14 protein-coding genes, 1 tRNA gene and 2 rRNA genes are annotated in these 20,879 nt (G+C 58.9%); 3 read left to right on the forward strand and 14 right to left on the reverse strand.

Annotation, left to right across the window (positions count from 1 at the left end):
* The first annotated feature begins 158 nt into the window (after positions 1-158).
* The 3 genes from BN871_RS10850 to BN871_RS10860 all read left to right on the forward strand — a co-directional run bounded on the left by BN871_RS10850 (position 159) and on the right by BN871_RS10860 (position 3,976).
* The gene (locus BN871_RS10850) at positions 159-1,658 is read left to right on the forward strand and encodes a malate:quinone oxidoreductase (protein ID WP_232312966.1); all 1,500 of its coding nucleotides are present in this window, start codon (positions 159-161) and stop codon (positions 1,656-1,658) included.
* Between the two features lie 227 nt (positions 1,659-1,885).
* Positions 1,886-2,860 (forward strand): zinc-ribbon domain-containing protein, encoded by a 975-nt coding sequence (locus tag BN871_RS10855; protein ID WP_232312968.1) that lies wholly within the window; start codon positions 1,886-1,888, stop codon positions 2,858-2,860.
* 6 nt (positions 2,861-2,866) lie between these two features.
* Positions 2,867-3,976: a hypothetical protein gene (locus BN871_RS10860; RefSeq protein ID WP_048745933.1), complete on the forward strand. Its 1,110-nt coding sequence runs from the start codon at positions 2,867-2,869 to the stop codon at positions 3,974-3,976.
* Positions 3,977-4,052: 76 nt separating this feature from the next.
* Here BN871_RS10860 and BN871_RS10865 read toward each other — a convergent pair whose 3' ends face one another.
* From BN871_RS10865 to BN871_RS28340, 14 genes are all read right to left on the reverse strand, one after another.
* Positions 4,053-10,184: an alpha-amylase family glycosyl hydrolase gene (locus tag BN871_RS10865; RefSeq protein WP_048745935.1), complete on the reverse strand. Its 6,132-nt coding sequence runs from the start codon at positions 10,182-10,184 to the stop codon at positions 4,053-4,055.
* Between the two features lie 239 nt (positions 10,185-10,423).
* Positions 10,424-11,494 carry a hypothetical protein gene (locus BN871_RS10870; protein ID WP_048745937.1) on the reverse strand — a complete coding sequence of 357 codons (1,071 nt, stop codon included), beginning with the start codon at positions 11,492-11,494 and terminating at the stop codon, positions 10,424-10,426.
* A 186-nt stretch (positions 11,495-11,680) separates the two neighbouring features.
* Entirely contained in the window at positions 11,681-11,836 is a 156-nt protein-coding gene (locus BN871_RS10875; protein WP_048745939.1) for a small acid-soluble spore protein P, read from the reverse strand.
* A 28-nt stretch (positions 11,837-11,864) separates the two neighbouring features.
* Positions 11,865-12,038, reverse strand: coding sequence for a hypothetical protein (locus BN871_RS28335; protein ID WP_021879957.1), 174 nt, complete (start codon positions 12,036-12,038; stop codon positions 11,865-11,867).
* A gap of 18 nt (positions 12,039-12,056) precedes the next feature.
* Positions 12,057-12,404 carry a hypothetical protein gene (locus BN871_RS10880; protein ID WP_021879958.1) on the reverse strand — a complete coding sequence of 116 codons (348 nt, stop codon included), beginning with the start codon at positions 12,402-12,404 and terminating at the stop codon, positions 12,057-12,059.
* 192 nt (positions 12,405-12,596) lie between these two features.
* Positions 12,597-12,685: transfer RNA gene (locus BN871_RS10885), tRNA-Ser, on the reverse strand.
* A 113-nt stretch (positions 12,686-12,798) separates the two neighbouring features.
* Complete coding sequence (gene serS, locus BN871_RS10890; protein WP_048745940.1) at positions 12,799-14,082, reverse strand: serine--tRNA ligase; 1,284 nt, start codon at positions 14,080-14,082, stop codon at positions 12,799-12,801.
* A 76-nt stretch (positions 14,083-14,158) separates the two neighbouring features.
* The gene (pdxT, locus tag BN871_RS10895) at positions 14,159-14,749 is read right to left on the reverse strand and encodes a pyridoxal 5'-phosphate synthase glutaminase subunit PdxT (RefSeq protein WP_021879960.1); all 591 of its coding nucleotides are present in this window, start codon (positions 14,747-14,749) and stop codon (positions 14,159-14,161) included.
* A 36-nt stretch (positions 14,750-14,785) separates the two neighbouring features.
* Positions 14,786-15,670: a pyridoxal 5'-phosphate synthase lyase subunit PdxS gene (pdxS, locus tag BN871_RS10900; RefSeq protein ID WP_200801164.1), complete on the reverse strand. Its 885-nt coding sequence runs from the start codon at positions 15,668-15,670 to the stop codon at positions 14,786-14,788.
* A gap of 241 nt (positions 15,671-15,911) precedes the next feature.
* The gene (locus BN871_RS10905) at positions 15,912-17,237 is read right to left on the reverse strand and encodes a D-alanyl-D-alanine carboxypeptidase family protein (protein ID WP_232312970.1); all 1,326 of its coding nucleotides are present in this window, start codon (positions 17,235-17,237) and stop codon (positions 15,912-15,914) included.
* A gap of 147 nt (positions 17,238-17,384) precedes the next feature.
* Positions 17,385-18,842 carry an IMP dehydrogenase gene (gene guaB, locus BN871_RS10910; protein ID WP_048745941.1) on the reverse strand — a complete coding sequence of 486 codons (1,458 nt, stop codon included), beginning with the start codon at positions 18,840-18,842 and terminating at the stop codon, positions 17,385-17,387.
* 178 nt (positions 18,843-19,020) lie between these two features.
* Positions 19,021-20,325, reverse strand: a complete 1,305-nt coding sequence (locus BN871_RS10915; protein WP_232312972.1) for a putative glycoside hydrolase — start codon at positions 20,323-20,325, stop codon at positions 19,021-19,023.
* A 173-nt stretch (positions 20,326-20,498) separates the two neighbouring features.
* Positions 20,499-20,615, reverse strand: a 5S ribosomal RNA gene (gene rrf, locus BN871_RS10920).
* 89 nt (positions 20,616-20,704) lie between these two features.
* Positions 20,705-20,879 (reverse strand): 23S ribosomal RNA (locus BN871_RS28340); the annotation flags it as partial.

Consider the following 20,879-nt stretch of genomic DNA (forward strand, 5'->3'; position numbering starts at 1 on the left):
CTCCCATTATTATATAATAGTAAATATCTTAATCTGCAGATAATCTTGGTCACGGTGTTCAGAACTGGCGGCGGGACTCTGTTCGCGCCTTGCTTGCTATGCAATTTGTCCGAAAGAGCTGCTTTTTCTTCAAATATCAGCGTGTAAGGAAGGTTAAAATGAGTAAAACACAAACCCAAACAGACGTTATCTTAATTGGTGCAGGCATCATGAGCGCGACTTTAGGGGCGCTGCTCAAGGAATTAGCGCCCGATTGGAACATCTCCGTGCTCGAAAGGCGGGCGACCGCAGGCGAGGAGAGCTCCAACGAATGGAACAATGCGGGGACGGGACACTCCTCCCTGTGCGAGCTCAACTACACGGTCGAGAAGCCGGACGGATCGATGGATATCAGCAAGGCGATCGGCGTCAATGAGGAATTTCAGGTATCGAAGCAGTTCTGGTCCTATCTGGTCCAAAGCAAGCTGATCGCCAACCCGCAGGACTTCATCATGCCGGTTCCCCATATGAGCTTCGTGCAAGGGGAGAAGGATGTCGCCTTTTTGAAAAAACGGTTCGACGCCCTGTCGGCCAATCCGCTCTTTGATGGAATGGAATTTTCCGACGATCCGCAGAAGCTGAAGGAATGGATTCCGCTGATGATGAAGGACCGGACAACGAAGGGGCCTATAGCGGCGACCAGGATTGAATCCGGAACGGACGTCAACTTTGGCGCTTTAACGCGCATGCTGTTCGCCAACCTGCAGAGCCGGAACGTGGAGATCAACTACAAGCAGAACGTCGACGATATCAAGCGGACAAGCGACGGCTTGTGGGAACTCAAAGTGCGGAACGTCGACAGCGGCGCGGTCGAACGCCGCACGGCCAAGTTCGTCTTCATCGGCGGCGGAGGCGGCAGCCTCCATCTGCTGCAGAAGTCCGGCATTCCGGAAGGGAAGGGCATCGGCGGCTTCCCGGTCAGCGGACTGTTCATGGTGTGCCAGAAGCCGGAAGTCGTCGCGGAACACCATGCCAAAGTATACGGCAAGGCACCGCTTGGCGCTCCGCCGATGTCGGTCCCGCATCTGGATACCAGGGTCATCGACAAGAAGGAATCGCTGCTGTTCGGACCGTTTGCCGGCTTCTCGCCGAAGTTTTTGAAATACGGCTCCATGCTTGATCTCGTCACCTCCGTCAAGATGCACAACCTGGTCACGATGATGGCGGCAGGCGTGAAAAACGCATCCTTGACCACGTACCTGATCAAGGAAGTGATGCAGTCGAAAGAAAAGCGGATGGACGCCCTGCGGGAGTTCGTTCCGAACGCCAAAAGCGAGGATTGGGACCTGCTCGTAGCCGGCCAGCGCGTGCAGATCATCAAGGATACGGCAGCCGGCAAAGGAACGCTGCAATTCGGCACCGAGGTCATCAACGCCGCGGACGGCTCGATCGCCGCTCTGCTCGGCGCGTCCCCCGGCGCTTCCACTGCCGTTCCGGTCATGCTGGAGGTATTGGCGAAATGCTTCCCTCAGCAGATCAAATCGTGGGAGCCGAAAATCAAGGAAATGATTCCTTCGTACGGCTTGTCCTTGATGGGCAATCCGGAGCTTATCCGCGACATCCATGATTCAACGGCAAGAACGCTTGGACTGAGCCCTAGTCCTCAAGCAGTCAGGTAAGGATCGATTTAAAATGGCCGTCGCCGCGAATGGTGCGGCATCGGTTTTGTTGACAGCCCCGTCGTCATGACGGGGCTGTTTGTCTAGGTCCGGGGACCCGGCGCATCCGCTCCGCGTGCTCTCCCGATTTTGGCAGGCAGCGGTTTTTTCCTTTTGCAGGGCGACATCAGGCCGGGTCTGGGAGTAAACTGGAGCTAACGACGGAACCGCAGATGGAGGACCAGACGATGAACGAATTACCTGTACAGGCCTTATCCGATCTACCGCATGCCAAAGTGCATGGCCGAACGACGGGGGAACTCTCCCCGCTTACTTTATTCTGGAGCGGAAGCGCTCTTGAGCTCCAGGCCCAGGGGTCCGAGCTATGGGTGGAGCTTGAGGCCGATTACGGCCAATACGAGCCGTGGATCACCATTCTGATCAATTCGGTGCCGGTCGGCAGGCAAATGATTACGGCCGGCAGGCACTGGGTCTGCCTGTTCCGGGGCATGAACGGAGAGACGGCGAAGAACGTCCGCATCGTGAAGGACGTGCAGCCGATGAGCGGCGATCCGCGCTGCTCCTTGCACATCCATGCGGTCAGGTTCGACGGGAAGTTCCTGCCCGTCGAGGACAAGCCCTATAAAATCGAGTTCATCGGAGACAGCATCACTTCCGGCGAGGGAGCGATCGGGGGCAGGGAGGAAGCGGACTGGATTCCGATGTGGTTCAGCGGCACGCGCACCTATGCAGCCCTGGCGGCGGAAATGCTCCATGCGGATTGCCGGATTGTTGCCCAGAGCGGATGGGGCGTCCTGACGAGCTGGGACAACAATCCGCACGGCAATATTCCGCAGCATTACCGGAAGGTATGCGGCCTTCTGACGGGAGAGAGGAATGCGGCTCTCGGCGCCTTCCGCGACTATGACTTCGCTTCCTGGCAGCCGGATGCCGTGGTCGTGAATCTGGGCACCAACGACGGAGGCGCGTTCTACTCGCCCGAGTGGAAGGATGAGGAGACCGGAAAGATCTACAAGCAGCGTCTGAACGAGGACGGGACCTTCAACGAAGAGGATCTGAAGGCTTTCGGAGGCGGCTCGGCGGAGAGCGGCGCGGCGACGGAGTCAGGCTCTGCTCCCGGAAGCAAGAAGTTCTGTTCCGAATGCGGCCAGCCGCTCGCGCCCGGCGCGAAGTTCTGCTCCAACTGCGGAACCAAGGTGTAGATTCCGATGGCCGAAGAGACGAAGGTTCCGGAGGTCGTTGCTTTTCCTTGCGCCGGATGCGGAGGTCCCATGCTGTTCGATGTCGGCAGCCAGCAGCTCAAATGCCAATACTGCGGCCGCTTGCAGGAAATCGAAGAAGACCGCACCCCGCCCAGCGAGCATGATCTCGAGGACGGCAAGGACGATGCCGACACGGACTGGGGCATCGCCCAGGTCGCGGTCAAATGCGGCAATTGCGGCGGCGAGAGCCTCATTCCCGCGCAGCAGACGGCGACGGTATGCGCGTTTTGCGGCTCTCCCAAGGTGCTGCCACAGCCGGAGACGGCGAGCATCCGTCCGGAATCGCTCATTCCCTTCCATGTCGACAGCGATGCTGCGGAGGCTTCCTTCCGGTCCTGGAAGAAGAAGCGCTGGTTTCTGCCCAACGCCTTCAAGCGGGAGCGCACGGCCGCCAGGCTGACGGGAATCTATATCCCCTATTGGACGTATGATACGGACACGGACTCCTCCTACTCCGCCCAGCGGGGAGATTATCATTACCGGACTGTGACCCGCACCCGGACGGTAGACGGCAAAACCGAAACGTATACCGAGCAGGAGCGCTATACGGTCTGGCATTTCGTAAGCGGCAGCTACGACCATTTCTTCGACGATGTCCTCATTCCCGCTTCCGGCCAATACGACGCCAAGCTGCTGGACCGGCTCGGCGACTTCCGTCTGGACGGACTGCTCGGCTACAAGCCGGACTATCTCAGCGGTTATGTCGCCGAGCGGTATTCGATCGGCCGCTCCCGGGGCTGGGAGCTGGCCAAGGCGAGAATCGCCTCCTCGGTGGAAAGCGCTGTCCGCTCCCAGATCGGAGGCGACGAGATCAGCAATCTGAGCATCAGCACCCGGTACGCCAACCAGACCTACAAGCATCTGCTGCTGCCGGTATGGAACGCGACCTACACGTACAAATCCAAGCCGTACCGCTTCATGGTCAACGGGCAGACCGGGCTTGTATCCGGCCACGCTCCGCGCAGCCCTTGGAAAATCGCCTTTTTTACACTGGCCTGCCTGGCCGTCATCGCCGCAGTCGTACTGCTCGTGATGAGCCGCCAAGGACAAGGATAGTCCGGAACCTGCCGGCCGCTGGATGGAATGAATGGCAAAGAGGCTTGGGATGATCCCCAAGCCTCTTTTTTTGATCTTATCGGCTCAGCAAGCGGTAGAGCGCCGCCGCGCTTTCCGCGCGGGTCAGCTGATCGCCCGGAGCGAAGGAGCCGTTGTCCCGTCCTCCGAGCAGTCCAAGGCCTGCGGCTGCAAGGACATCCTTCGCTGCCCAGCCGCTGATGGCGGACTCGTCCTTGAAGGATGGAACGGACGGATTCGACGGCACAGCCGTCAGAATGCCTTCTTTGATTCCGTATGCATAAGCGCGCATCAGCATGACGGCCATTTCCTCGCGGGTAACGGACGCTCCCGGAGCGAAGGCATCACGGCCCCTGCCGCCGATGATGCCGGCGTCATAGGCGGCGCTGACGGAATCCGCGTACCAGGCGTTCTCGCCTACATCCGCGAAAGGCTTGGCGCTGCCCGGCTTCAGCTCCAGGATTCGGGCGAGCATGGCGGCGAATTCCGCGCGGGTGACGGCCTTGTTCGGAGCGAACTGCTGCTCCGAGACGCCGTTCACGAGCTCGCGGGCCGCCAGGAACTGGACGGCGGCTGCCGACCAATGTCCGGCAGGGAGATCGGCGAATTCGCGGCCGGCATGCAGCAGCGCATAAGCGGAGCTGCCGTCGGCCGGAACGGTCCAGCTGCCGTCGGCGCCGTTCCACGTTCCGCGGACATAGGTCCCGGTTCCGGTTCCGTCGATCCGGTATACGTTGGCCGTCTTCCCGTCCGCCGCGGAAGCCGCTTTGAAGCTCAGCTTCATTCCCTTTGCGGATACCGCCTGCTCGGAATCTCCGTTCTGGACGAGCAGTCTGGCCTTAATGGCAGAGCCGATCGCCGCGAGGCTGCCGAATCGGCCTTGCTTCTTGAGCCCGGCCAGAAGAGCGTCCGCCTCTGTGCCGGAGACTTCATCCAAACGGAGGACAAGGCTGCCCTTGCCTTCCGCAGCCGCTGCGGCCAACAGCTCCTGCGGCAGCACGATCGTGGTTGTGCCCTTATGGATCCGCAGCACGGAGCCTGCGGCCAGACCGGCGGCTTCTCTAGGGATCAGCACCGTCTGGACGGCCTCGCCCAGCGTCACGTTCACTTCGCCGCCTGTATCCGGCTTGAGGTCGGCAGCCAAGATCGAGAAGGTCTGCCCGACCGGCGTTGGAGACGGAGAAGCGCTGGGAGCAGCAGTCGGTGCCGGCGTCGAAGGCGGGCTGCTCGGGCTTGGCGTCGCACTCGGCGACTCGCTCGGCGTTGCGCTCGGCGACTCGCTCGGCGTCGCACTTGGCGCCTCGCTCGGCTTCGCGCTTGGCGTCGCTTCGCCCGAAGAGCGGTCAATGACGACATTGATCGTCTTGGTTGCTTGGCTTGCCCGCCCTTTATCCGTGTAGAACGGCAGGTTCAGAGTCTCTTGAGTCGGTTCGATATGGAGCACGAACTTGTTCTCTCCAGGCATCAGAGGAATGTTCTTCAGGTACACATTGCCTTGTGCATCCATAGCTCCGTCCGCGATCGGCTGGTTGTTGATCGTGAAGGCTACGCCGTACGGAACGTTGGCGCTAAGCGTCCAATGGTTCTCATCCGTGGAGTAGCGAATGTCCTCCCCGTAGGAAATGCGCGGCTGCAGAACCATCAACGGCATGTCCACCCAGCGGAGGACGTAGTCGTCGACGACCATTCGGTTGCCGCCCTGATTGGAAATTTGAAGCTGCATATTCGTATCGGTGGAGCTGTAGGCCCAGTTCCCCGGATCCGTCGTATCCCCGGCAAGATGCTTGTGGCTGGTGAGAGCTTCCTTGTCCCAGTCGCCGCGGGCGTATTTGTACTGGATCGACTTGCCGGCCATCATCTTGAACGTATATTCCACCACGCTGCGGTTCGTCGCGCCGCTCGGCACGTTCAGCTTCGTCGACGTCACGTTCCAGCCGTTGAAATCGCCGGCGATGGTGATGTCATCCGTGCTTGGCGTATAATCCGGCAGATGGAGACGGAGCGTCACATCCACCATGACCAGCTTCGGCGTCACGCTCTGCTCTTCCGAGAAGCTGCGGTTGTACGCCATGTCATAGGCCGCGACCTTGTAGCGATAGGTCGTATCGTTGCTCACCGTAAAGTCGGTATAGCTGCGCTTGCCGCCCGTAACCGAGGCGATCCGGACGAAGGAGCCATCCGCTCCGGCAGCGCGGTAGATTTCGAAGCCATAGACGGAGTCATCTTCGCTCGTCCAGTTCAGCACCGCCCGGCTGGATTCCACCGTAATGGCGGCGAGCGCCGGAGGTGCCGGCGCATCCGTGTCCTCATTCGGGAACACCGTGACATGCGACAGCCCCGTGGATTCCGTCCAGGTCTCTCCGTTATCGGCAGAGAAGGCGGCGTAATAATGGTACACGCCCGCTTGCAGCGGCTCGAAGGAAGCCGCGTACACCTTGTCCCCGCCGGCTCCGTCCGCCTTGAACTTCAGCGGCTTGGAAGCCGCCTCGGCCTTGGCCGAGCCGTCCGGGAAATACATCAGCTTGCCGATGAGACCGGCCGGCTGCAGGCCGTCTCCCCGGTCCGTCAGGCCGGGAGCCTTCACGGATACGGTCAGCTCGCCCGTCGTCCGGCCTACGCCGAGATAGACGTCCGCAGCGACGGTCGATACGGCCGACACTTCCGTGATGGGATAGGCCGGGGTCGCCGACACGGTCGGGCCCGGCAAGCCTTCGGAAGCGCCTTGGAAGGCAGCAACGCTGTAATAGTACTTCGTTCCATTGGTTACGGCCGTATCGGTGAATGCCGCTTCCGTGCTCGTGCCGGCCAGCTCCAGCTTGCCGCCGTCGATCAGCGAACGGTAGACGCGGTAGCCCTCGGCGCCGTCAACGGCATTCCAGGAAAGCTCGACGCTGCCGTTGCCCGCCTTGGCCAGCAGGCCGCCGACTTCCGCGACAGGCGACAGAGCGCCTTCGGAAATCATCATGACGCCGGAGAGAGCCGGCAGCGTGTATTCCAGCTTGCCTCCGGTTACGACGGCGCTGATGCCGCTGCCCAGGCCGTCGACAAGCGTCAGGCCGTCCGGCAGGTAGCCCGTCACGTCGGCCGTGATCTTCTGCGCGGCATCCCCGCGGTTGATGGAGACGAGCGCGGCCTTCGTGTCGTTCTTGCGGGCGTAAGCGATGGCGTCGCCGGTAGCGTAGACCGCCTTCAGATCGCCCGTTCGCAGCACCGCCTCCGCTTCGCGGAGCTTGGCCGCCTTTTGATAGGAGTCCAGCAGTCCGGCATAAGAGCCGGTTGCCGAATAGCTTTTGCCGTCAGGACCTTCGCTCTCCACGACCCGCTCCCACGGGAACGTACGGCGGGAATCCGGATCCTTCGTGCCCGTCACTCCGACCTCGTCGCCGTAATAGATCGTCGGCGCGCCCGGATAGCCCATCTGGAACAGAGCGACCAGCGCCTGCTGCTTGAGCGCCTTGTCGTCCGCATCCTTGGCGATGACCAGATGCTCCTCCTCGTAGTTCGGGAACATCAGCTTCGTGATGGAACGCGTCGTATCATGGGAATCCACCAGGTTGAGCATCGCCTGCCATGCCTGCTCCGGGTAATCCTCGCGGATGGACTCAAGCGTATCGTTGAAGGTTTTGGCATCGCCGCCGATGAGGAACGCCTGCAGCGCGCCGCGGAAGCGATAGTTCATGACGGAGTCGAATTGGTCTCCGAGCAGGTAATGAGTCGCCACGCCCCACTCCTCGCCCAAAATGATCGGATCCTCGATATCGTTGCCGCCTGCGTCCTTGAGGCCCGCCGTCGACTTGACGGCTTCGCGGAACTTCTGCCAGGTTCCGGTCGATACGTCCGGAGCGACGTCCAGCCGCCAGCCGCCGGAGCCCATCCAAGGCCAGCGCTGCGAGACGACGTTCTGCATGGCCGCTTCGGCATCCTCGGCGGATTTGCCGCTCAAGTCGTGGCCGATGACCGCTTCGCGGTAGCCGATATTGTTCCATTCATGCTGCTCCTCGGAGGAGCCGATCGCGTCCGCGTCGCCAGGCTGCGGCGTCTTGGCATCCATCGCCGGCAGGGAATCGTAGCCCCACCAGGCGTCGTATTTGTAATGCGTGCTCGTGCTGTCCTTGTCCGCCACCTTCACGTTCTCGACCGTGAACCAGTCGATGAAGCCGAAGTCGGCCGGGTATTCGTAGTTCTTGCCCGTCGCGGGGTTCACCTTGCCCGTGAAGAAAGCACGGGCCTGCTGCTCGGCTGCCGCCTTGTCGAGGCTCTCTCCTTTATCCTTTGCCGCGTTTTGCAAGTCGTAGACCTTCGCCCAATACTCGTAAGCGCCGATCTCCGGATATTTGCCGTAGCGGTCGAAATAAATGCTGTCGTCGCCGACGTGGTTGAACACGCCGTCCGTGATGAGATGCATGCCCCTGGCCTTGACGGCCTTGGAGAAGTCGATGAACACCTTGTCCGACGCCTTGCGCGTCTCCTCATAGTTGAGGCCTGAGGCCGGATCGCCAGGCTTGTTGTACACCGGCTCGCCGAACATCGGGTCCAGATGCTTGTAGTCGGTGGCATCGTATTTGTGGTTGGATGCCGCCCATGCGACGGGGTTGAGGTAGATCGCCGTCACGCCGAGAGACTGCAGGTAATCCAGCTTCATCCCGATGCCCTGGATATCCCCGCCGTAGAATTCGTTGGTCCAGGTGCCGTCCGAAGTCGCGTTCGGGTAATACGGCTTGTTCTCCGGCTTCACGCGGTCCGGATTTTCCGGCACGTCGCTCCACTGTCCCGCGACTTGTCCGGGAGCAGGGTCGTTCGCTACTCCGCCGTCAAAGTATTGCAAAGGCAGCGACTTGATCGGAGCGTCCTTGTCGACCCGATTCTCGTTCCGATCCCCGCGGTAGCCGTCCACCAGCTTGGCGCGGTTGTTGTCCGGATTCCCGTCGAAGAAGCGGTCCGGGAAGATCTGGTACACGACGGCGTTCTTCATCCAGTCCGGAGTTTTGTAATCGGCTTTGTATACCGTCAGATCGAATGGTACGGCGCCGTCCTCCGCGGCCATGCCCGTCCCGCCGCGGCTGGACGTGCCGTTCTTGTCGTCGCCGAGCTCCAGCTTGGCCGAGCCGTCGATGAGGATGAATTTATAGCCCCAGATGCCGATTCCGGTGAAGACGGACTTCGGAATGATCGCTTCCCAGTAGTCCTTGCCGTCCACGGTCGTCACCTTGCGCATTTCGTGCGTCGATGCGAGGCCCTCTGCATTCGTCAGCTCCACCCGCGCCATCTGCACGTCGTCCTTGGCAGCGGCCACGCGGAGCGTGAGGTCCGCGCCGTTCTCGGCGATGGCGCCGAACGGCTTCTTGAAGGTGAGCGAGCGGCTGTCGAACTGGATGGCGTCCTTGTTGATCTTGCCGTTCGAACCGCCGCCGGCAAGGAATGTGTCGGCCTTCAGCTTTTGATCTCCTTTGTAGTCGATGCTGAAGATGGCGTACAGATCGTCGCCTCCGACAATATTCAGATTGCCGCCGTTTGGACCTGTCGCGCCGTAGTTCTCCTCCCAGCTCGGGCCAAAGGCAACCTTGGCCTCATACCGGCCTTCCGGCAGCTGGACTTGGAGCTTGTACACGCTGCCGTCCAGGTTGTAGTCGAGGAACCGGTATGTCGCGCCGGCCGGATCCCAATCCGCGGGATCGCCGAGCTTCTTCTGCATGGTTCCGACCAGACGAGGCCATTTCATATCGTCCAGGGATGGAACGTATTGGGCCAGGCCGTGCACCCCAGGCACCGAGATACGGGCTTGTCCGATTTCGTCGTTGACGAAGAAGGTGACCGATTCCGCTTGGTCCAGCTTAAGCTTGAAGTTGTTCCCGTTGTCGCCGAAGCCGTCCCAGGTGCCGTTCTTGGTCAGCTTGAACTCGTAATCGCCGGCAGCGAGCGCCGCCGTATAGGCGTACAAGCCGCCCGTCAGATGCTTGAACTTCCAATTGGCGTCGGCATTGTTCCAGTCGTTCACAGTACCGGCGACATACCAGCTGGACGTGCCGCCCGGCTGATCCTGATAGATGCTGGATGATGCAGGAGGAACAGACACCTCGCTGTTAGCGCTTACAATCGATGCCTGTCCAATGCCGGCCAACAGTTGCAGAACAAGCAGGCAGGCCATGACGGCCCCTATGCTCCGGTTGCGGATGATCCGCTGCCATTTCATCTTGTTTCCCCCCAGATTAGAATAGGGCCTAAATAAGGCCAAAGGATAACGATAGTGCAAACGTTTGCGCATGTTTCTATTATTTAGCATATCATTCCTGTTTTTCCTCTGTCAATGAAAAAAGTAATCGCTTCCATTTTTATTCCAGACGATTTCTCTTTTCGATTTTTTTCATAAAAAAAACCGCCTCGGGCCGAGGCGGTTCCAGGGTCGATTAAAGCAAGGCTTCAGACCTGTTTTTATTTGCTGGCGGCCGATCCTTGCAGCGCCGCTTCAAGCTGCTCGACCGGAATCGCATCTGTCGGAATGGCGCCCGTAAAGGCAGCCTTCTCGCCGACTTTGCTGTATGATGTCGTGGAATGCATGACGAGCTTGAGCGGACCGGATTTGCCCCCGGCATACTCGATGTTGGCGTCGACGCTTTCGTAGGCCATTTTGCCGTCCTTGACCGCTCCGAGCACCTTGACCTCGCTGAGCTTCAGCTGTTCCTTCAGCTTCTTGGACAGCTCCGATTGCGGATCTTGCAGCTGTTTCTTGCTGTCTTCCGCTTCCGCCTTGTCCATGCCGAGCGCCTTCAGGTACTGCTCGTTGCCGAGCACCACGTCAAGCACGGCAGGAATCGCCTTCTGCGCCGCAGTCGCCTTCGCATCCTCGGCATTGGAGGAATCGATCAGGAACTGGGAGACGGAGTCCGGCTCCAGGCCTTCAGGAAGACCCTGCACGTCTTTCGCTTTCAAGCTCTTGAAGTAGGTCTTCTCTTCAAAAGGCTTGATGAAAGCAGCTCCGGCTTCCAGCATAAGCTTCTGCTGCACCGCAGGATCCAGCGCCGCGGCTTGCTCGCCCTGCTCCTCGGCCAGCTTGTCCGTGTCGATGACGACATACTTGTCCGCCAGCTGCGCGGTCGCAGGCAGGGCCGGTATCGACGGAACCTTCACATACAGCTTGCTGCCGGTCATGATGATCGGCAGCGTCAGATTCATCTGAGGATTGCCGGGAAGCGCCAGCTGGACGTTGGCATCCGTGCGCATCGGATCCTTCTGGTAGACGCCGTCCATCGTTATGTTCATTCCCTTCAGCAGGCTGGCGGCTTCGCCGGTTGCTGCGCCTGCAGCCTGACCGGAAGGGAGCTGAAGATCGTCAAAATTAACAGTCGAATGGAAAGCGTAAGAGGAAGCCGCTGCGATGCTCGCAAGGGCGGATTCGAGCTCTGCCTTCGGAGATGGGGATTTGCTGCATCCGGCGGCCGCTACAAGCGCCGCAGCGGACAGGACTGCGAGCGTTTGCTTCCAGGGCCGGTTTTTCGCGTTCAATGTATTTCCTCCTTTGAAATCCTGCGTGAAATCTACTCTTTGTATTCTACCATTGTCGATGGGAATTGAATAAGGGGGAGAACAAGTAATCAAAAAATTATTCAATTCGAGTAATGATTTGCATATCAAAAAAACCGCTCCCGCACTACGGGAACGGCCTCGATCCCACCCGCTGTTCCTTCCGGCTTAACTGCCCTCGGGATTGTGATGGTCGACATGATTGCGGTTTTTGACCGTCTTGCTGCCCGACATCGGCTGCTGCGGCTGTCCGTGGTCCCGGTCGCGGGATGCCTTGCGGTCTTCATCCGGATTGGGAACCGGAATGCTGTCCGGCTTGCTCATCGGCTTCTCCTCCTTTTGCTGTCTAAGGTCAGGTCAATTGATGATCCAGATCGGTCTCGTCGCCATGGTTCAGATTGTCCTGATGCCTGCGGTCCTCCGATTGGCGCTGCAGCTGGTTGGCATTATGCGCGTTCACCGGCTCCATTTCGAGATCCTTGGCCACATTCTGCAGGTTTTTATCCGGTCCTTTTTGCTTCGTCAAGCTCCATTCCCCCTTTGCTCAGACTTTGGTCAAGCGATGCAGCGCCTGGGCGCATTCATGCAAATGCCGGATATAGTCGGCTACCTGCTCCTGTACGAGCTCCTTGCGCTCGTCGATCGTCTGCTTGTCCTGATCGACATCGATCAGCGTCACTTGAACTTCCCGGCTGTCCACATAGGTAACCTTGAAGTCGTACGAGTACATCTGATGCCCGGCGCCGAAGATCGTGACCCGCAGCGATCGCGGATCCTCTTCATCGGCATGGACTTCGCAGCGGTCGGTCTCATTCATCGTTGTCGGGAGCGTTTCATTCCAGGCCTCGACCAAGCGGGACTGGTCCAGCTGAAGCATATCGGGATTGCTCATTGGCCTTCCACCTCCATCCCGTAGGTTGCATCGAAATCAGGTTTTCTATGCCTCGATACGGCCTAATACGGCGGATGACGAAGATGCTTGCAAAATGTTTCCTGACGGCTGAACGACAATCGGCTCCTGCTGCAGCAAAAATAAAAAAGCCCGGACATTCCTGTCCGGGCTTGAGCTTTAGTTGAAATGAATTGGCGGAGAGAGTGGGATTCGAACCCACGTGGGCTTGCACCCTAACGGTTTTCAAGACCGCCCCGTTATGACCGCTTCGGTATCTCTCCATCGTTCAATACCTGAGCATTGTACCATAGCCGTTTCCCTCTAGGCAACCGATTCAAGGCAAAAAAAGCGCCATTCCTTCCAGGAATGGCGCTCCAAGCATGAAGAGAGTCAATCAACCGCGCGGACCGATAACCTCAATGCCGCCCATGTAAGGACGAAGCACCTCAGGCACGAGGATCGTTCCGTCGGCTTGCTGATAATTCTCCAGGACTGCGGCGACCGTACGGCCTACCGCAAGACCGGAGCCGTTCAGCGTGTGCACGAACTCCGGCTTGCTCTTGGCGTCGCGCTTGAAGCGGATGCCGGCACGGCGCGCCTGGAAATCCTCGCAGTTGGAGCAGGAGGAGATTTCGCGGTACGTATTGGCGCTTGGAAGCCAAACTTCGAGATCGTAGGTCTTCGCGGCCGAGAAGCCCATGTCGCCGGTGCAGAGCTGCAGCACGCGGTAGGGAAGGCCCAGCAGCTGCAGCACGCGCTCGGCGTTCTGCGTCATGGACTCGAGCTCGTCATAGGATTCCTCGGGCTTGGCCAGCTTCACGAGCTCCACCTTGTTGAACTGATGCTGGCGAATCAGGCCGCGCGTGTCCCGTCCTGCCGCTCCGGCTTCGGAACGGAAGCAGGCGCTGAAGGCGACAAAACGCTTCGGAAGGTCATCCGCGGCAAGGATTTCTTCCCGGTGCAGGTTCGTTACCGAAACCTCCGCCGTCGGAATCAGATAGTACTCGCTGTCCTTGATTTTGAACAAATCTTCTTCGAACTTAGGCAGCTGTCCGGTTCCGACCAGGCTGTCGCGGTTCACGATCTGCGGAGGCAGCACCTCGGAGTAGCCGTGCTGGTCGCTGTGCAGATCCATCATGAAGTTGAGGAGAGCACGCTCCAGGCGGGCGCCCAGACCCGTGTAGAAGACGAACCGGGAGCCGGTGACCTTGGCCGCACGCTCGAAGTCGAGAAGGCCGAGTCCTTCAGCCAGATCCCAGTGGGCCTTCGGCTCGAACTCATACGTGCGGGGCTCGCCATGACGGCGGATTTCCACGTTGTCTTCCTCGCCGCCGCCGACGGGCACGCTATCATTCGGCATGTTCGGAATCGCGAGCAGAAGAGCCTCAAGCTCCTCGTCCAGCACGCGCAGCTCTTCGTCGAGCTCCTTGATGCGGTCGCCGACCTCGCGCATCTCCACGATGAGGGCTTCGGCGTCGCCGCCGTTTTTCTTCAGCTTGGCTACTTCCTGAGACACCGTGTTGCGGCGGTTCTTCAGCGTTTCGCCTTCCTGCAATATTCCGCGGCGCTTCGCGTCCAGCTCCGGGAAGGAGGAGATGAGGTCCAGCGGTTTCTTGCGGTCGGTCAGCGCTTTGGCTACCCGGTCATATTCATTTCTAAGCAGTCGTACGTCAAGCACGGTCGGGGCACCCCTCTCTGATTCTTGAAAAACAGACATCAGGGCGGACGTTATAACGTCCACCCTGACGGATTGATTATCGCTTCACCTGCGCCGCTTCTTGAACCATGTTCGCGAAGTAGGCGTGCAGGCTGTAATCATCGGTAAGCTCCGGATGGAACGATGCCGCCAGCAGCGTTCCTTCGCGGGCAGCGACTATCTCGCCGTTATGCGTCGAGAGGACCTCGACGCCGCTGCCTACCTCGCCGATCAATGGAGCGCGGATGAACACGGCTCGCACCGGATTGTCGATGCCTTGGATGGCGAGCTCCGTCTCGAAGCTTTCGCGCTGGCGGCCGAATGCGTTGCGTACGACAGTCATGTCCATCAAGCCGAGATGAGGCTCCTCGCCCCCTTGGATCGTCTTGGCCAAGACGATAAGCCCTGCGCACGTTCCGAACAGCGGCTTGCCCGCTTCATGGAACTTGCGCAGCGCGTCGATGAAGCCGTACTTGCGCATCAGCTTGCCGATGGTCGTGCTCTCGCCGCCAGGGATGACAAGCCCGTCCAGCTGCTCCAGATCTTCGACTCGCTTGACCGCGACCGCTTCCGCGCCGGCAGCCTGGAGACTGCGAATGTGCTCTGCTACGGCGCCCTGCAGCGCCAGTACACCGATCTTCTGGGTCATTTCGCTAAGGCCTTCTTTCTTTCTGCCGCCAGCCGCTTACCAGCCCCGGTCGGACATGCGCTCATGCGGCGCCAGCTTGGAGATCTCGATGCCTTTCATCGCGCCGCCGAGGTTTTTGGATACTTCGGCGATCAGCTTGTAGTCCGTATAGTGAGTCGTCGCTTCCACGATGGCGCGGGCGAATTTCTCCGGGTTGTCGGACTTGAAGATGCCGGAGCCGACGAATACGCCGTCAGCGCCCAGATGCATCATCAGAGCCGCATCGGATGGCGTAGCCACGCCGCCTGCAGCGAAGTTGACGACCGGAAGCTTGCCCGTCTCGTGCACATCGAGCAGCAGCTCGTAGTTGACGCCCAGGTTTTTGGCTTCCGCATACAGCTCGTCCTTGGACAGGCCTTTGATCTTGCGGATCTGGCCCGTGATCAGGCGCATGTGGCGAACGGCTTCAACAATGTTGCCCGTTCCCGGCTCGCCCTTGGTACGCATCATCGATGCGCCTTCCTGGATGCGGCGCAGAGCCTCGCCCAGATCCTTGGCTCCGCATACGAACGGAACCGTGAATTCGCGCTTGTCGATATGGAACACTTCGTCGGCCGGCGTGAGCACTTCGCTCTCGTCGATATAGTCGGCGCCGAGCGCTTCCAGCACGCGCGCTTCCACATAATGGCCGATGCGGGCTTTGGCCATGACCGGGATGGAAACGACCTTCATCACCTCTTCGAGGACAGTCGGGTCCGCCATGCGGGCTACGCCGCCTGCGGCGCGGATATCCGAAGGCACGCGCTCAAGGGCCATGACTGCCGTAGCGCCTGCCGCTTCGGCGATCTTGGCCTGCTCCGCGTTCATGACGTCCATGATGACGCCGCCTTTTTGCATTTCCGCCATACCTCGTTTAACTCGCGATGTTCCTGTTTCCAACATGGTCTGAAAGCCTCCTATAGTCTGTTCGCCCAAGACGGGGCGATGACAACTTTTCCGAGTTGATTATCCCAAATTCTATCATGTACGCCAAGCGGTGACAACTCATGCATGAAACTATTGCAGGAAAGCCTCAGGTGTTATTGCCCGTTCCCGGCGGATTCCTCCCGCGGTCAGCGAGACCCGTATGACCGCGCTCCGCGCAGTTCGGCTGAGCATGCTTATCCCGCTATAACCGTTCGTATTAGAACAAATCGACGATGCCCTTGAACAGCCCGGAGAAAAATCCTCCGATGCCGCGCAGCATCAGCTTGAACCAGCCTGCCTTCTCCACGCCTTCCGCGGCGATGAGATTGATCTCTTTCGTAACCGCTGTGCCGGTGTCGGCATCCGTATACTTATACGTAACCGTTCCGATCTTCTGTCCCTGTGCGACCGGAGCGACAAGCTCGCCCGTCTTGGGGATCGACGTGGCAATGATCTTCGGCTCGACTGCCGCGCCTTTCTTCACCATAAGCGTGAAGTCGGATTCCGTCACCAGGCCGACGGTTTTCGCTTTGCCTTTTGTTATTGTAGCCTCCGCGGCGGATTCTACTACGGTTTTCGGCTGAACGATCGTTTTGCGCTCCAGGTTGCTGAAAGCCCAGTCGTACAGCTTGCGCGTCTCGAGGAAACGGGCGCCTTTGGTCTTGGTATGGTACACGACGCTGATCAGGCGGGTGTCTCCGCGCTTGACCGTTCCCGTGAAGCAGTAACCCGCTGCGCTGAGATAGCCGGTCTTCATGCCGTCCACGCCGTCATAGACATACTGCTTGAAGTTGGTGTTTCCTTTGTTGCCTTCAAGCATCCAATCGTTGTTGATCATCGGCTTGGCGTCCCGTTCCCGGAACTTGACGGAAGGAATCTTGGAGTAGTCCAGGAATTCCGGAGTTTCCTTCAATATGATCATGGCGAGCTTGGCCATATCCTTGGCTGCGATGACGGTCGTATCGAGAAGACCTGTCGCGCTCGTGAACTGAGCCGTCTTGAGGCCGAGCTCCTGAGCCTTGGCATTCATCTCGGTGACGAAGCCGGCCTCGGATCCTCCTAGGAAGGAAGCCAGCGCGACAGTCGCATCATTGGCCGACGCGACCGACATAGCGGTGTACAGTTCCTTGACCGTATGGGTATCGCCTTCCGCCAGATAGATCTGGGATCCGTCCTTCGGCGTGCTTGCCGCTTCCTTGCTGACCGATATTTCCTGATCCCACTTAAGCTTGCCGCTTTTGACGGCGTTGAGGACCATATATTCCGTCATCATCTTGGTCATGCTTGCCGGAGGCAGAGGCTTGTCAATGTTATAGGAATAGAGGACTTGTCCCGTGTCGGCATCGATCAGGATGGCCGCATCGGCAGCCAGGCCAAGCGGATTGTCTTTGCTGACTGCCGGGGCGTTGCTGCTGCTCGTATTGGGTGCCGCGGATGCCGCGGGAGTAATAGCCGGAGCGATATAAGAGCCTGCAATGAGAGTAGCCGCCACGATGGCGGAGACAACCGGCTTCACGAGAGCCGGAGCGAATCTTGCTTTCAATTTGTTCTCTCCTTCACCATGGATTAATCAGGTTTTATTGTACCATACCGTTAACGAGGCGGGGGATGTTTTTGCTTTATCCGACATGCAAAAAGAGCAGTCCGCGCGCGGCGCGGACTGCTTCTTAGAAAAATCTAATCCTTGTTCCTAGAGCGAATAGTTCGGGGCTTCCTTCGTGATCTGCACGTCATGCGGATGGCTCTCGCGAAGACCTGCGCCCGTAATGCGGATGAACGAGGTATCGTTCTTGAGCGCTTCTATGGTCGCCGTTCCGCAATAGCCCATTCCTGCTCGCAGGCCGCCGATCAGCTGGTGGACCGTATCGGCCAGCGGCCCTTTGTAAGGCAAGCGGCCTTCAATGCCTTCCGGCACGAGCTTGTTCTCGTTCTCCTGGAAGTAGCGGTCCTTGCTGCCTTCCTTCATCGCGCCGAGGGAGCCCATGCCGCGATAAACCTTGAAGCGGCGGCCCTGGTAGATCTCCGATTCGCCCGGGCTTTCTTCCGTGCCGGCGAAAAGGCTGCCGATCATGATCGCGCTGGCGCCGGCTGCGATCGCTTTGGTGATGTCGCCGGAATACTTGATTCCGCCGTCGGCGATGACCGGCACATTGTACTCGCGTGCCGCCGTGGCGCAGTCATAGATCGCCGTTACCTGCGGCACGCCGATGCCGGCGATGACGCGTGTCGTACAGATGGAGCCGGGGCCGATGCCGACTTTGACGACCGAGGCTCCAGCTTCGATCAGGTCTCTCGTCGCTTCGGCCGTGGCGACGTTGCCCGCGATGATCGTCAGCTCGGGGTAAATGCTCCGCAAATTGCGGACGGCTTCGATGATATTAATATGATGCCCGTGCGCGGAGTCCACGACCAGGACGTCGATGCCTGCTTCGACGAGCGCCGCAGCGCGCTCTTCCGTGTCCTTGGAGATGCCGACGGCAGCTCCGCATAAGAGCCTGCCCTGCTTGTCCTTGGCTGCGTTCGGGAATTGAATCGCCTTTTCGATATCTTTGATCGTGATGAGGCCTTTAAGCGTATTCGTCTCGTCTACGAGCGGCAGCTTCTCGATCTTATGCTTCTGAAGCAAGACTTCCGCTTCTTGCAGCGTCGTTCCCACAGGAGCCGTTACCAGCTCTTCGTGGGTCATCACTTCTTTGATTTTCATGGAGTAATCATGTACGAAACGAAGGTCGCGGTTCGTCAAAATGCCGACCAGCTTGCCCTCTTCGTTGACAATCGGCACGCCGGAAATGCGGTATTTGCCCATCAGCTCTTCCGCGTCGTACACATGATGCTCGGGAGTCAGGGAGAACGGGTTCGTGATGACGCCGCTCTCGGAGCGCTTGACGCGGTCGACCTCTTCCGCCTGCTGGGCGATCGTCATGTTCTTGTGAATGATGCCGATGCCGCCTTCTCTCGCCAGCGCGATCGCCAAGGCAGCCTCCGTTACGGTATCCATGCCCGCGCTGATCAGCGGGATGTTCAGCTTGACGCTGTCGCTCAGCTGGGTACCGACCTGGACTGCGCGCGGCAGCACCTCCGAGCGGCGGGGTACAAGCAGCACATCGTCGAACGTGAGGCCTTCTTTAGCGAATTTCGATTCCCACACGAATGATTTCCTCCTATTTGTTATGGCTTGCCGAAATATATTATTGACCATCTTAGCAGAGGGGTATAGGGCTGTCAACCTAGCGGAATCTTGCTTTCATAGTCATTTTCAGAGGCGCTTCCACCTCTTGCCAGACCTTGTGCCTCTTGGATGTATGCCTGCAATAGGCAGATGCCGATCATCCTTGGTGTTCATCGGTCAAAGGATAGATGCAGCGCGGACTCCAGAGCAGATATTGATCGACCCCTGCTTCGCGGGCGGCCCGAATCTGCTCCCGGATTTCCTTCTCTCCGTAGGCAAGGTGAGGATGCAGCCACGTCGCCGTAAAGCTTTGCAGCCATGGCCTGATCTGAGCGGGCTTGATTCCGCTCTGGATCAGATAGCGGTTGCGGGCGGCCGCGTCGCTCATCGATTTCCGGATGACAGCGGATGGATTGAGATCGGGCTGTGGAATTCCATACATGCCCGCCGAGTAATGCGAAGGATAGACCATCGGCGAAATGGCATCCACGCTCGAAGCTACCGAACGCCACGTCTGGCCAATCCCCATATCATCCGATGAGGATGTAACCAGGCCGAATACATCCGCCGATATCGGCTTTCCATGCAGCTTGTCCCGCGCACGGCCGAGGAATTGCCCGATCGCTTCCGATTTGTTTGTCCCGTGCGAGCCATAATCAATGACCGCCTCTGCCCGCTTTCCATTGGCGGGGAAGCGGACGTAGTCGAATTGAATCTCGTCAAATCCCAGCTCGGCGGCTTCCTGGGCGATCGCAATATTATAATTCCATACCTCGCTTCGATAAGGATTGATCCAGGCCTTCCCCTTGGAATCCCTCCATACCTTGCCGCTCTGCTCATGCAGTGCCCAATCCGGTACACGGCTGGCCAGCCAGGCATCCTTGAAAACGACCAGCCTTCCGATCACGTAGAGCCCTTCGGCATGGAGCTCGTCGATCAATTGCGTAGGCTGAGCCATGAGAGGCCTGCGATCGGCTCCAATTCGATGAGCCAGCCGCACTTTCGATGGATAAGTCAGCAAGCCGTAATCATCTTTGACATCGATGACCATGGCATTGATTTCTGTCCGCTTCGCCAGATCGCGAAGCCTTCCCATCGCCTTCGGGCTTCCTGCCGCGTAGCCGGATACGTAGATGCCTCTGACCGGTTCGGCAACAGGCCCTTTGACCGAATCCGCCCTTTGACCGATTCCGGTCGGCTCCTTCGCACCAGCTGCCGCGGCTGTGCTGCTGACTTTGAAAGGTTCCTTAAGCGTCTTTAAAGTATTTTCAGCAACGGAATGGGCGTGATCAATCTGCTTTTGGAGATTATCCGGGTGTTTCTCGATACCGGTGTTCCAACCTTCGGAAGCCGTCAGCATATGCGCTCCGGGTGCAATTCCATTTCCTTCGGGGATGGCAAGCCCCAGCATCATGATTCCGGCGAACGCCAATGCGACTCGAATGCTTCGATTCCCCTTCATCTGCTTCACCTCCAATGACCGATTTGGTGATGATTAGTATGAGCGGATTGAAGGGAAATAATCGGGCAAAGACGGTTTGTCCGAAATGCGCCTCTGTCCAACACACATGCGCTTATTCTGAATAGAAAAAAAAGCCTGACCGGCGATTGCTCGCAGATCAGGCTTCTCTCTGTGCTTGGCGACGTCCTACTCTCCCAGGACCCTGCGGTCCAAGTACCATCGGCGCTGGAAGGCTTAACGGTCGTGTTCGGGATGGGTACGCGTGGTTCCCTTCCGCCATCGCCACCAAACGTTACGCTTGTTCAAGACGTGGCTTGCGCCTTGAAAACTGGATCGAACCAATAGGATGGATGCTGAGTCCATTTGCTTTTCTTACCCATAGGATAAGCCCTCGACCGATTAGTATTCGTCAGCTGCACGCATTGCTGCGCTTCCACCCCGAACCTATCAACCTGGTCGTCTACCAGGGGTCTTACATACTGGGAAATCTCATCTTGAGGGGGGCTTCGCGCTTAGATGCTTTCAGCGCTTATCCCGTCCGTACGTAGCTACCA

The organism is Paenibacillus sp. P22 (assembly GCF_000469945.2).
Lineage (GTDB): Bacteria > Bacillota > Bacilli > Paenibacillales > Paenibacillaceae > Paenibacillus_O > Paenibacillus_O humicus.

Coding starts and splice junctions, on each gene's coding strand:
- BN871_RS10850 (WP_232312966.1), top strand. CDS start 159: ATGAGTAAAACACAAACCCAAACAGACGTTATCTTAATTGGTGCAGGC.
- BN871_RS10855 (WP_232312968.1), top strand. CDS start 1,886: ATGAACGAATTACCTGTACAGGCCTTATCCGATCTACCGCATGCCAAA.
- BN871_RS10860 (WP_048745933.1), top strand. CDS start 2,867: ATGGCCGAAGAGACGAAGGTTCCGGAGGTCGTTGCTTTTCCTTGCGCC.
- BN871_RS10865 (WP_048745935.1), bottom strand. CDS start 10,184: ATGAAATGGCAGCGGATCATCCGCAACCGGAGCATAGGGGCCGTCATG.
- BN871_RS10875 (WP_048745939.1), bottom strand. CDS start 11,836: ATGAGCAAGCCGGACAGCATTCCGGTTCCCAATCCGGATGAAGACCGC.
- BN871_RS10880 (WP_021879958.1), bottom strand. CDS start 12,404: ATGAGCAATCCCGATATGCTTCAGCTGGACCAGTCCCGCTTGGTCGAG.
- pdxT (WP_021879960.1), bottom strand. CDS start 14,749: ATGACCCAGAAGATCGGTGTACTGGCGCTGCAGGGCGCCGTAGCAGAG.
- pdxS (WP_200801164.1), bottom strand. CDS start 15,670: ATGTTGGAAACAGGAACATCGCGAGTTAAACGAGGTATGGCGGAAATG.
- BN871_RS10915 (WP_232312972.1), bottom strand. CDS start 20,325: ATGAAGGGGAATCGAAGCATTCGAGTCGCATTGGCGTTCGCCGGAATC.